This is a genomic window from Brevibacillus borstelensis, assembly GCF_036700025.1.
GTDB classification, from domain to species: Bacteria; Bacillota; Bacilli; order Brevibacillales; family Brevibacillaceae; genus Brevibacillus; species Brevibacillus borstelensis.
The window spans coordinates 3,135,876-3,148,917 of the sequence record NZ_CP144922.1 but is presented as its reverse complement, the minus strand read 5'-3'; the positions used below and the strand labels follow the sequence as shown (position 1 = coordinate 3,148,917).

General features: G+C 49.1%; 10 protein-coding genes. 3 read left to right on the top strand and 7 right to left on the bottom strand.

All coding sequences use genetic code 11. The features are described 5' to 3' along the window. Positions 1–29 precede the first annotated feature (29 nt). The 3 genes from V5G20_RS27130 to istA form a co-directional block, all read right to left on the bottom strand. A complete protein-coding gene (locus tag V5G20_RS27130) occupies positions 30–140 on the bottom strand; it encodes a cold-inducible protein YdjO-related protein (RefSeq protein ID WP_422387969.1) in 111 nt (36 codons plus the stop codon). Positions 141–252: 112 nt separating this feature from the next. Continuing rightward, positions 253–981, bottom strand: a complete 729-nt coding sequence (gene istB, locus V5G20_RS14880) for an IS21-like element helper ATPase IstB (protein WP_122906949.1) — start codon at positions 979–981, stop codon at positions 253–255. Next, positions 978–2,480, bottom strand: coding sequence for an IS21 family transposase (gene istA, locus V5G20_RS14875; protein WP_122906950.1), 1,503 nt, complete (start codon positions 2,478–2,480; stop codon positions 978–980). Before istA ends, istB begins: the two co-directional genes overlap by 4 nt. 449 nt (positions 2,481–2,929) lie before the next feature. On the opposite strand from istA, the gene V5G20_RS14870 reads away from it, so the two are divergent. Beyond that, positions 2,930–4,030, top strand: a complete 1,101-nt coding sequence (locus V5G20_RS14870; protein WP_122958594.1) for an inositol-3-phosphate synthase — start codon at positions 2,930–2,932, stop codon at positions 4,028–4,030. A gap of 266 nt (positions 4,031–4,296) precedes the next feature. Then, positions 4,297–5,046 (top strand): sugar phosphate nucleotidyltransferase, encoded by a 750-nt coding sequence (locus V5G20_RS14865; protein ID WP_003386879.1) that lies wholly within the window; start codon positions 4,297–4,299, stop codon positions 5,044–5,046. On the opposite strand, the gene V5G20_RS14860 is transcribed toward V5G20_RS14865, so the two are convergent. After that, the gene (locus V5G20_RS14860) at positions 4,986–6,044 is read right to left on the bottom strand and encodes a glycosyltransferase family 4 protein (RefSeq protein ID WP_081607719.1); all 1,059 of its coding nucleotides are present in this window, start codon (positions 6,042–6,044) and stop codon (positions 4,986–4,988) included. The two genes, V5G20_RS14865 and V5G20_RS14860, sit on opposite strands and share 61 nt — an antisense overlap. A gap of 248 nt (positions 6,045–6,292) precedes the next feature. On the opposite strand from V5G20_RS14860, the gene V5G20_RS14855 reads away from it, so the two are divergent. Continuing rightward, positions 6,293–7,252, top strand: a complete 960-nt coding sequence (locus tag V5G20_RS14855; RefSeq protein ID WP_003386877.1) for a GDP-mannose 4,6-dehydratase — start codon at positions 6,293–6,295, stop codon at positions 7,250–7,252. Between the two features lie 273 nt (positions 7,253–7,525). On the opposite strand, the gene ltrA is transcribed toward V5G20_RS14855, so the two are convergent. The 3 genes from ltrA to V5G20_RS14840 form a co-directional block, all read right to left on the bottom strand. Next, positions 7,526–8,791, bottom strand: a complete 1,266-nt coding sequence (ltrA, locus tag V5G20_RS14850) for a group II intron reverse transcriptase/maturase (protein ID WP_024985202.1) — start codon at positions 8,789–8,791, stop codon at positions 7,526–7,528. 734 nt (positions 8,792–9,525) lie between these two features. After that, entirely contained in the window at positions 9,526–11,766 is a 2,241-nt protein-coding gene (locus V5G20_RS14845) for a glycosyltransferase (protein WP_039071407.1), read from the bottom strand. Positions 11,767–11,804: 38 nt separating this feature from the next. Beyond that, a complete protein-coding gene (locus V5G20_RS14840) occupies positions 11,805–12,932 on the bottom strand; it encodes a glycosyltransferase (protein WP_024984768.1) in 1,128 nt (375 codons plus the stop codon). Between the last annotated feature and the right edge of the window lie 110 nt (positions 12,933–13,042).

Sequence of the window (13,042 nt, the reverse complement as noted above, 5' to 3'; positions counted from 1 at the left end):
AAAAAACGGGTAGGCCTTTTTCCTGTACCTTATTTGAACACGTTCCAGGTAAGCGGAGGAAGCATTCTCATATCTCTCATCATCGAGGAACTGCAGATGGGGCAGGTCGGCTCTTTTTCAAAGGTTAGATTTTCCCTCATCCAGCAAGAGCAATCATCCTTGCTGCAGGTCCAAATGGCCGTTTGTTTTTCGCAAGTCAAAAATACAGAGAATCGCTGCGGATTTGTGCATAGGCACGGCCAACGCTGAAGATTATGACGATCTCACTCCGGATAGCGCATTTCGTAGCCGGTAGCTCTCGCCGGTGAAAGCCAGGACGTGTGCGTGGTGAACGAGTCGGTCCACGAGCGCTGCTGTCAGTCTGGCATCTCCAAACACCGTGTTCCACTGGCCAAACTCAAGGTTAGAGGTGACAATCACACTCCTTTGCTCATAGCATTCGGAGATGACGTTAAACAGTAGTTCAGCTCCGTCTTTGTGAAAGGGCACAAACCCCATTTCGTCGAGGATGAGTAACTCAGCCTTCTGCAACTCCCGCTGAAAACGGCTAAGCGTCCCGGATTGGTACTTGTCCTGTAACGCGGCCACAAGGTCATGCACCCGAAAGAATCGTACCTCGTACCCTCGTCGGCAAGCCTCCACGCCTAGTGCCGTTGCCAGGTGGGTCTTGCCTGTTCCCACTTTGCCCAGCATCATCACGTTCTCTTTCCGCTCGAGAAATGCCAGATCCGTTAGGAGCTCACGACTGCAATGCGCTGGGAAGGTGACTGCTCCGAAATCATAATCCTCTAGTGTCTTCATCTGTGGAAACCGGGCTTTCTTCATGAGTCTGCGAATCCTGGATATCTCTCGGCCCCGCAGTTCCACTTGGAGGACTTCAAGCAGGTATTGCGAGCGGTCATTGAACGCAATCGCCTCGTACGCTTCCATCACATACCCCAAGTGGAGGTTCTTGCATGCAGTAACCAATTCGTGTTTCATGCTCTGCTCACCCCCAGAATGGCGTCATATTGCCTGAGGTCCGGTGTGTGCCCGTGAATCTCCATCGGTGTATGAGCCTCCGCAAACGGCTTAGGGTGAAACTCAGGATGTTTCATCGCATATAGCGCATGCTCAAGGACTGTGTCAGGATCGAAATGCCCAGCCAGTGTATCGAGTGCAGCACCCATGTCGGACATCTGGTGTGTATCTAACAATCGACGAATCAGAGCCACACGAGATTTCCTCAGATCGATATCCTCCACTTGCACGAATCTGCGGACGGAAGCAGGCATGAACCTCGCCAGATCGGAGTACATCACCATCCTTGGCTTTCTCAGGTAACCCTCAAACACATCTGTCCACTCAATCGGGATTGCCTTTTCCGTGTACGGGCGAGGCAACGTCCCCAGGTGTCGGTACTCTCCGTCGCCCGACAAAACCTCGATCTCGTCCCATTTCACCTTGAGCAATACGGGATCTAGCGCACGGCACTGCGGTAGTGGATATGTGGTTGTTTCAAACCGGAGTTCCCTATATTTGTTCAAGCGGGCCGGTTCAAGCCTGAAAACCTCAAACGCAACGGTTGGCATAGCCAAAAGCTTCTTCCGTTCTTGCTCCCACAAGTCGACGATACGCTCTTTCTTGGCATAGTGTGGACGATCCATGTCTGCCTCTGCTGCCTGGGCCAAGTATGTCTCAAGGTCAGCATCCGTTTCGCAAATCGGTGGTGGTACGAGCCAATTACGCCGACTGTACCCCACCTTGTTCTCCACATGCCCCTTTTCGTGACCACGATAGGGATTACAGAATTCTGGGTCGAACCGGTAGTGGGTAGCAAACCGCAGGAACTGATCGGTGCATGACCGCTTTCCATCACGGCCAATCGAGACCACCGCCGCCGACAAGTTGTCGAACCAGATTTTCCTCGGAACGCCTCCCATCCGTTCAAAGATGCGCTTCATTGCCTCCAGAAAACACTCTGTGTTCTCCTTTCGAACCGGAAAGGCGAAGGCCGCATTGCTAAACGGGAAGGACATAATCAGCACTTTGCGCTCCACGAGTTGACCTGGTTGCCCAACATAGGCTGTACCAAAATCAACCTGTGCCTCGCCGCCGGGGTGTTCGAGTCGTTCATAGCTTTCGGCACGTTCCAGCTTGAGTTCTTTTCGGCGTTTGGCTACATATTCTTCAACAGTGCGTCGTCCGCCCTCAAACCTGTATTCATCACGCAGACGATCAAAGATTCGCTTCGCGGTATAACGCTGTTTGCGGGGCAACGCCTGCTCCTCCGTTAACCAAGTATCAATGATGTCAAGATACGGACCGAGAACGGGATATCGTCTCTTGCGCCGACAAACGGGTTCATTCCAATCGTCCTTTGTGGCGTATTTCTTGGCTGTCCTCCAATTGACTCCCATGGCTCTCGCAATCTCCGAGATTGAATAATCCTCATTCTCGTACAAAAATTTGATATACTGTTGCTGTGGCACTTTCAACATTCCTCTCACATCTCCCTGGTTCTTCTGGACAAAGACCAAGGTAGACTTAATAGAGTGATGTTGGCAAGTGCCTATTTATTTTTCCGCCTTGTAAAACGCAGGCTAGCTCTGCATTTTTACGCTGCGATTTTCTGTACTTTTATTATGCGATATACAGCCGTTTCCTCTTCCACCACGGGCTCCTGATTTCTTTTTGAATACAACTGCAAACACCTCCAGCTTGTTTCCGTAGCAATGCAGCTTGAAACACTCATTTTCCGGTCGATTTCTAATCTTTCTTCGGTGGTGTTCTAGTACTCCCTATACTATATGACAATCTCTGTATTTTATTCAGGAAAAATAGTAAATACAGCGTGGTTCACTTCGGCGGAAAGCTTGCATAAACTGCAATAGTTATCGTACGGCGTAAATTCGGAGAACCACATGGATGGTTGAGAAATAAGGGAGGAATGAACGTGCCTGGAATAAAAGTCGCGATAGTCGGGGTCGGAAACTGTGCCTCCGCTCTGTTGCAGGGGATCACCTATTACAAGCACAGGAGCAACGGAGAAGATGAGGGGTTGATCCACCGCTCGATCGGCGGGTATCTCCCTGGAGATATAGAGGTTGTCGCAGCATTTGATGTCGATAGTCGCAAGGTGGGAAAACCTCTGCACGAAGCTGTTTTCGCTCCTCCCAACTGCACCAATGTGTTTGTGCGAGAAATCGACCAATCACCCGTTATGGTCAAAATGGGCCATCTCCTCGACGGCATGTCTCAGCACATGCACATGTACCCGGTGGAAAAACGGTTTCACTTGTCAAACGAGCCCGCGTGTGATGTTGTCGAGGAACTGAAATCCAGCGGTGCGGAGATGGTCATCAACTTTCTTCCGGTCGGGAGTTTGGAAGCCAGCAAATTCTATGCAGAGGCAGCGCTTGAGGCAGGTGCAGGTTTTATCAACTGTATACCAGTCTTTATCGGATCGGACCCTGTTTGGGTGGAGAAATTTGAAAAAGCCGGGCTTCCGATTATTGGCGATGATATCAAGTCCCAGGTAGGGGCCACCATTATCCATCGCGTCCTGACGAGGCTTTTTGCCGAACGAGGTGTCAAGATTGACCATACGTACCAAATCAATATCGGAGGCAACACCGACTTTTTAAATATGCTAAATCGCGATCGGGTGACAATGAAACGAGTGTCAAAAACCGAAGCGGTCCAATCCCAATTGGAAACGCCTCTCCATGAGGAAGATATCTATATCGGTCCCAGCGACTATATAAGCTGGCTTCAGGATAATAAAGTCTGTTATGTCCGGATGGAAGGAACCCAGTTCGGGGGAAACAAAATCAGTGTGGAATTGAAACTTTCGGTCGAAGATTCGCCAAACAGCGCAGGGGTTGTGATCGATCTGATCCGCTGCTGCAAACTGGCGTTAGACCGCGGGATAGCGGGGGCATTGACCTCTGTCGCCGCCTATACGATGAAACATCCGCTCGTGCAGTATACAGACGAAGCAGCCCGCAGCCTTTTGGAAGCTTTCATCGAGGGGAAAGAAGACCGTTAGTGAAAATGCCTCTCCAGCCAATTACCGGAGGGGCATTTTGATTGATGCAGACAAAGGACAGTCGCCGTTTCCAATCCGGAGCAGGCTTAATATGATGAAAAAGATAACAGGGAATCACGCAAGACTTTTGCCTACAGTCAGGTGTGCCATTACGTGCCAACTATAGGTGTCACGATTCTGGACGGGCAGTTGGCATTTATACAAGAGCGCTGGCAAGTGAAAACAGGAAGGCAAAGCGGTGTTTTCGGGGAAGGAGGAGGAGATCCGTGAAAGGCATGATACTCGCTGGAGGAAAAGGAACCCGGCTGTACCCGCTAACGAATGTTGTCAATAAACATTTACTGCCGGTCGGAACATTCCCTATGATCTTCCATCCCATCTACAAATTAAGGCAAGCGGGTATCACCGACATCTTGATCATTACGGGAAAAGAAGATTTGGGCTATTTTTCGCGGCTTCTCGGGAGCGGCAACGAGTTTCAGGTCCGTTTCACCTACCGTGTTCAAGACCGGCCGGGTGGCATAGCGGAAGCAGTCAGCCTGGGAAAAGAATTCGTGGGCGATTCCCCCTTTGTCGTCCATCTCGGTGACAACCTGTTTCAAGCCGAGTTGGCCCCTTTTATCCATCAATTTGCCAAGGGGCGGGAAAAAGCGCACCTCCTGTTGGCGGAAGTAGCTGATCCCCAACATTTTGGCGTTGCAGAATTCGAGGGACAGCGTTTAATAGCGATCGAAGAAAAGCCGGTCAACCCGAAATCTCCATTTGCGGTAACCGGCATTTACATGTACCGACCAGACGTATTTGACATCATCGAGAAAATCCATCCCTCCTCGAAAGGAGAGCTGGAAATAACAGATGTGAATAACCTCTTTATTTCCGCGGGAGAAGCCACCTATCATATCTTGCCCGGCTGGTGGGAGGACGCAGGGACGCTGCAGTCCTATCACCGTGTGAATCAACGGCTCCAATCCGTGAACCTTTTTTCCAGCTCCAGCACCAGGCCCTTTAATGAATAGTGGACAAATGCTCTTTCTCTCGCATACGTGCTCATTCTCTGCCACTCGATGGGATCGCTCAAGAGCGTAGTCACCGTATCCGCGAATGTCTGATAGAAGCATGAATCATAATCAGGCAATGTATAAATCAATTTCCCGGTCTTGCCGTCTTGGACTGTAGTGGAAAGGGCGCCCTGATTGGTCGCGATGGTCGGTGTTCCTGCTGCCTGGCACTCCATGGAAGCCAAGCAAAACATCTCATAGGGACCGTCGCAGGGGTATATATGAATCATGCTTGTTTTTTGCTCATGGACCAATTGCTGCTGCGAGACTTTTCCCAAATAGGTAACGCCCTCCATTCCCTTAAACAATTCGCGATACGGTTCTGTTTCAGGCTTGAATCCCCATAAGCTGTAATCCATGGTGATGACGAGCGATACATCAGGTATCTTTTTTTTGATCAGGGAAAAAATCTGCGGAACATGCCTCAATCCGCGGTCAGGAGCTGAACAGAATATGAGTTTGTTTTTTGTTTTCGGGAGGCAATCCCAGTAGTCTTCTGTCTGTATCCCGAGGCGGGCCTCGTATATCTTGCTTTTGTCGATGTGAAAAATATTGCTCATCATTTTCGTATGGAATGGACTGATGGTGATGACTTTGTCAATAAAGGGAAGGTCTTTTTCGACCGTATTGTCACCGGGATCGATGCACCAGTGAAGCTTGCATGCCGCATTTACTCCGCTACTGGGCAATGCGCATCTGTAACTGACAAACACATCCCAGAATTGGTCGCTCCTATACGTTTGATAGTTGCGGTAGGTGACGCCGTTGTATCGGCCCTCTTTGGTTGTGCTGTTGAAAACAGTCACCTCGTGGCGCTTTGCCAGTTCTCTAGTCATTCTGATAAGCGTCGATTGAGATCCACCGACCCCTTTATTTTCAAGATCATTGTCGTTCCAATCAAATGACGAATCGTAATAAAACGCAATTTGCATAGACATCACGATCCTCTTACTCATTGTTTTGCCGCTTCTAACAGCATATGAATGGAGCTAGTACGCTTTTCCAACAGTTTCTGACGATTGTAGGGGCGAAGAAGTCCCGTTCGTCATAAATTGCGGGTGTGTGGAATATTTCAATACCAATGCTGCAACCCGCATGAGTTCTGTCCCTTCATGGGGGGACCGTACATCAAAGGGGATCATGCCAGCCCAGAACACCGCCAGCATGGCCCAAATAATTTGACTGAGGATCAGGGAGGAACACGATGCCAAAAGCTCTAATCACCGGAATCACCGGATTTGCCGGAAGCCACCTCGCAGAATGGTTGTTAGCGAACAAAAAGGATATGGAAGTATACGGTACCTATCGACTCAGGAGCAGAATGGATCACATCAAGCATATCCAGGATGACATCCATATGGTCGAATGTGAGTTGAAAGACCCGCGTTCCGTTGATGAGATGATCAAAGCGGTTAAACCCGATTACATTTTTCATCTGGCCGCTCAAAGTTTTGTACCGACGTCATGGAATGCACCGGCGGAAACGTTAATCGTCAATCAAATTGGTCAAGTGAACCTTTTTGAGGCTATACTAAAGCATCAACTGGATTGCACCGTTCAAATCGCTTGTTCCAGTGAAGAGTACGGGCAAGTATATGCGCATGAAGTCCCGATTAAGGAGGATAACCCGCTCCGTCCGCTAAGCCCTTATGCCGTAAGCAAAGTAGGGCAGGATTATTTGGGCTATCAGTATTACCAGAGCTACGGTCTCAAAACGATACGTACCCGAACCTTCAATCATACAGGCCCGCGTCGAGGCGAAGCGTTTGTGACTTCCAACTTTGCCAAGCAAATTGCAGAGATCGAGAAGGGGATCAAACCTCCTGTTCTGTACGTTGGCAATCTTCAGGCGAAAAGGGACTTCACGGATGTCAGAGATGTCGTCAGAGCCTACTGGCTGGCCGTGGAAAAAGGTGTCCCGGGCGAGGTGTACAACATCGCGTCGGGAGTTACCTACACGATTGAGGAAATGTTGAATAAGCTTCTTTCACTGAGCCAGGCAGCCATTACCATTACGCCAGACCCAAGCAGAATGAGGCCATCTGACGTTGAAATCCTGCTTGGGAATTACGACAAGTTTCATCAACAAACGGGATGGAAACCGGAAATTCCTTTTGAGCAAACCTTGAAAGATCTGCTCGATTACTGGCGTGCCCGCGTATGACCGCGAAATGCTGATCGAAAAATTGGATGGGAAAACGGAAGTAGGGGGGGAGAATTTCCCTCTCTTTTTTTGTTGATAGGCGGATGAGAAGCGACAGGGACATCAGGAGCGACAGGGCTTGTGCCCTCAAAAGGAACAATCGCCCCGCAAAAACTTACCTGGTTCGTTTCCGCCTGCTGATCAAAGCCGAGAGCATCGGGATGATCGAGTAGGAGGGGGCGACTAACCCCCGTCCTCTCACACCACCGTACGTACCGTTCGGTATACGGCGGTTCACCAAGCTTGACGAATTTGAGAATATCGTTGCACTAAGCTTTTCAGCCCTTGTTGTTGCCAGTAGGCAATGCCGAGGGCTTTGTGTATATGCGGAGATTTTGTGGTACGCCATGCACCCTTGCGGGTATTTGCAATTTCAATGGCTTTTACGTGAGATATGCCAAGAGAACGAAGTTCTCGATATCTGGTTCTCACGCGTTTCCACTGCATCCACAAACAAAGACGGAGCCTGCGCCTTGTCCATTCCTCAATGGATTGTAGAATGCCCTTCGCGTCTGCAAGGGCGAAATATCCAATCCAGCCCATGAGGTACTGATTTATTCTTTCAATCCGCTTCTCCATCGAGATGCTCCACACCGGATTCGTGATCGTGCGGATTTTCTCTTTTAGCTTGAGGAGGGATTTGGGGTGGATGCGAATCCTTGTCTGTTTTGCAAAGGTAAAACTAAAGCCCAAGAATTTTCGTTTCCATGGTCGGTCTATCGCGCTTTTCTCCTCATTTACTTTTAGCCTTAGTACCTTCTCCAAGTGGTTTTGAATACTCTTCTTTACTCGTTCCCCTGCCCGTTTTGTTTTCACGTAGATGTTACAATCGTCTGCGTAGCGGCAGAAACGGTGGCCTCTCTTTTCGAGTTCCTTGTCCAAATCATCAAGTAGGATATTTGCCAAAAGTGGGCTTAACGGCCCACCTTGCGGTGTTCCTTCACTTGATGTTGTACAGACGCCATTTATCATGATCCCCGCATTCAAGTAGGAACGAATCAGTCTTAAAATTCTCTTGTCCTGAACTTTTCGAGCCACACGGCTCATTAGAATATCATGATTTACGCGATCAAAGAATTTCTCTAGATCGATGTCCACCACGAAACGATATCCTTCGGAGATATACGCTTGCGCTTTCCTTACTGCCATGTGAGCGCTACGTTTTGGACGGAACCCATAGCTAGATTCCGAGAAGGTGGGGTCGAAGATCGGCGTTAACACTTGGAGGATGGCCTGCTGAATAAAGCGGTCTACCACGGTGGGAATGCCTAATAACCTTACACCACCGTCAGGTTTCGGGATTTCGACTCTGCGAACAGGTGAAGGTCTATAGGTTCCCCTTTCCATCTTCTCGCGGATGGCTTGCCAGTGTTCACGTAGATAATCGCGTAGTTGTTCGGTTGAAACACCATCGACTCCACCGACACCTTTGTTTTCCTCCACTCGTTGGAGTGCCATCCGTAAGTTTTCCCGTGATAAGACTTTTTCCAGCAAATCCATAATGATGTTCCTTCCTTCGCACATGCGGACTCCGTGCTTGCTGTACGATACTCAGCCCTCTTTTGTACCCTCGGGGCTTCACCCCTGCTCTTCAAAAGTAGTTCCTTGACAGAATTCTGCTTCGACGTACCGTATCAAAAGACATGGATCGCATGCTGACTTGATGTTCGGCCCTTCCCCATTCAAGCGTCCTCTACTCGGGTACTATGGCCTCTGCTGACTTCTGCATGTTCAGCGTCTCCTTACGGAGACGGTTACCAACAGTTGAAGGCGTTTCATGCAGACCTCCCCAGGTAAGAACGATAACTTTCATCCCATGTACCTGCCCAAGTTTACTACTGTATCCCTTGGCTGTATGGGGCTTTGTCTTGTTTGGCAGACTCGCCCGGATACAACAGCCTCAAATTGGGTTCGTGTACCTCAGGTCGGGATTTTGCCGCCGGCTTCCTTCAGATTCGACCTCGCGGTCGACACCCTTGCCTTGAGCTAACGGTTGGTACAGCCAACCCCCGTTCGGGACTTTCACCCTATAGCTATCGCCCATGCTGGGCGCACCAAAAAAAACCGCCTCTGAAAAGGCGGTTCCGCACAACAAGCATCGTCAGTTTCACTTTGGTTCTCCCGCCTATTTGCAATAAAGCGGCGATGGTTGATGCATCCAAACGGGTTTACTGTTCGGCGGGGACCGGGGTCCTTCTGCTTATACCAACTACCTGCTTGGGGCCTTGCTATATTCAGGAGGAGGCTTCAATCGCTTTGTTCAGTTGTTCGATATACTGTTCGACAGAATGGCACCTCGATACGTACTCTTTGGCTTTCCGTGACATCCCTTGGCGGAGGTCTGGGTCTTGATAGAGCTTCAGCATTGCGGCAAACAGTGGCTGGTCGTCAGGCAGGGGCGACGGTACCTTGAGGACCACCTCGTCGGAAATCTCGCGAAAGGATCCGATATCGGAGACGATCGACGGAATCCCCAGGCTTAGCGTATCCAGCAATGTAGCGGAGGACTCGCCGCAAGTAGGATAGCGCAAATTGATGACGGCATCTGCTTGGGATAACTGCTGATAGTACTCCTCATTTGGCAAGTAACCGAGGAAGGTCACGTGAGATTGCAGTTTGAGCGATGTGACCAGACTTTTCAAGGTATTGGCGTAATCGGAGTCAAAGCTTCCGACAATTCGGTATTCTACGTTGTCATGCCCTTTGCTCACAAGCATTTTGATGCAGCGGATAGCTGACTCCAGACGCTTGTGCGGCCCGGAAAAGCCGAAACTGGCAAAAACGAACCGGTTGTTGCGATTCTTTGGCGATTGGAAAGGCATACTGGCGGGGAGACGGGCCATAATTACGGATTCGACCCCGTCATTGACCAGAGCGTCGTAACAATAGCGATTATGGACCACGACCGACTTTGCTCCGTTTATATAAAACTTATTGATGATATGATCAAATTGACTTCCCATGTTTCCGCTCAGGACAGCACGGAGCAGGCAATCGTCACCGTCTTTTGCTTCTTCTTTGATCATGGTAAGGTAAGTGTCCAGATCATTTTTATCAAGCGCCCACCACTGGCCGAGCCCGTGCAAATTCAGGTCGTGAAGCACGACCACCCCATGGTATTTCCTCAGATACGGGATGATATACGCATGGTAAAAACTGTTTCCCATCTGATACAAAATCGCATCATATTCATCCGCTTTTTCCGGGAACATGCGATGATGATAAACATTTGCTGTACGTGCAGTATCTGAAAGCTCGGGTGTGTAGCCATCGTCGATATACAGATCGCAATCGTAGTTTTTCAGCAGGGATGGAAGGATACTTGCCATATAATTGGCGATTCCGGAGTGAATCGGTGGGAGAGGTGAAAAGATTGCGATTTTTTTACGGACAACGAGCTGGTACCCATCCATTACTTTGCGTGCAACTTCGCTCCATTGGAATTGCTCTGCTCGAACAAAGCCTTTTTTGCGGTATTCGATTTGCAGGTCCGGGCTTGTTAGCATCTTGTAGATTCCCGACGCGATTTCGTCTGTGCTGTGCGGATTGATTAGATAAGCAGCATCGCCCGCAATCTCGGCCAGCGATGAATTGTTGGAAGTGACCACAGGCACGCCGCAAGCCATCGCCTCCAGTACAGGCAAGCCGAAGCCTTCGTACAAAGAGGGAAAGGCAAACAGAGCGGCCCCATTGTAAAGCTTGACTAAATCACTGTCGGGCACATAACCGGTGATAATCAAGTCGTCGGCCGTGCCGGCATTCTGCGCGACCTTCTTCAAATGTTCGACGTCAGTAGGAGAAACATCGCAGCACAGCACGAGTTGATAGGAAAAGTGTAACGCTTGGTTTGCCTTGGCAAAGCCCTCTATCAACTTGTCTGTATTTTTTCGAAAATCCATGCCGCTTGTACACATGACATACGGCTTTCTGATGCCGTAACGGGAGTTGACCTCCATTTGGTTACAGTTAGGAATACATGTAAACTGTTCGTTCATGCCTCCCATGACTACATGGATTTTTTCAGGATCCATGCCTGCAAGCTTGACAGCATCCTGCTTGGTAGCCTCCGATATCGCAAAAATGATATCGCAGGATTTTACGAATTCCAATACATTTCGATAAAATTCGCGGTATTGCGGATTCGATAAATAGATATGCTGGTAAATCCAAGGGATCATGTCGTAGAGAGTAGCGGCAACCCTCGTTTTTCCATACCATTCTCTGTTCATCATGGCAAAATTGGTCCATTCAAACGGACTCAAAATATGGAACAGATCGATTTTATTTTGCCTGATAAAAAGCTGCAGTTGCTCCCTTAGCTGTTCGTGACTGACGCTCAGGTCCGGATAAAAATAAAAAAAAGAATGGTCTCCACTTTGAAGGGCGATATGCTCCAGCAAGCTTTTGGAATATCGACCGATTCCTCTTACATTGCTCACATTTTGTGAAAATGTCATATCGAACGCAATGTTCACCTTTGATCACTCTCTTCTGTAGAATGCAGGTTTCGTTTTTATTGATGAAACAACTCTTTTATGACTTTGCCGATGGAGGCGGGGGAGTAATGGAGATGCATATCCAAGGCGGCTTTTGTGGCAAGCTGCCTGCATCTGTCTTTGTTGACATAAGCTTCTCGCATCACCTTTCGCACTTTCCCCACGTCGACGTCCGCCCATTGATGATTCAAGTAGTATTCGGGCCTTGCGTCTTGGAGCTTTTGGTTAACGGGCACCAGCTTCTTCTCCGTTTCGATCAGAAAGCTGTTTGCATCATTCATAAACTGTGTGGATCCGCCCCAATTTAGGGCAATCGCCGGTTTGCCAAGTGCCATCGCCTCCATGATGGGCATGCCCCATCCGCAAGCGCGATCCATTGAGATGTAAACGTCACAGCTTTGGTACAAGTCGATGAGTTGGTCCGCACTAACCGCTTCGATCAGGAGGACAATCTGGTTTTTATTGCGCTTCTTAGGAATATAAGACGAGATTTCCTTGCGGACAAACTCGGGTGACTGCCCGCTGTGAATGTATACTTTCAAGATCAAGGAGACGTTTTCTTTGGACGAAAATTCTTTGCAGAAAGCCTCGATCAAAAGATCGTATCCCTTTCGAAAGTCGAACCCGAATACATATAAAAAGGTAAACGATCCAACCGAGGGTGCCGGAGCAAACTTGGTGTAGGGGCGTCCCGGAAAGTACTTGGTTACTTCGATGGGGTAAGGTACCACCCTCAACTTTGAAGGGGCTACGCCACTACGGGTAAACGTGTTGAAATTAAACCGCGACGGAACCCAGACTTCATCCATCAGATTGATCGAGGATGCCCAGCCTTCGGGTAGACGATCGGTTTCAAAAAGTGTGATGCCGATGTTTTTGACAACGTGGGGGACTTGGTAAGAAAGTCGAAAAATGTCGGGTAACCCGTGTCGGATCAACACGACCCTGTTGCCGATCTGGTCAGTGGACAAATTTTCCAACCAGCGCATGGTCGTTTCGCCGATTTCCGCGTGCTTGGGACCATAAGCGTCAATATAAACGGGAATCCCTATCGTCTCTAGCGCCCGCAAATAATTTCGCGATACATTTCCATATCCCCCCATGTCATAAACAGGGCCGATCCAGTACACCCCTGTATACTTCATGTACAACTACATCCCCTTTGTCAGTCGCTAGCAATTGCGTTATTAACAAGTATATAAAGGACGGACAGGGAGTGTGTTGGGTACGTGTATCAAAATGGCAAAAATTAAGG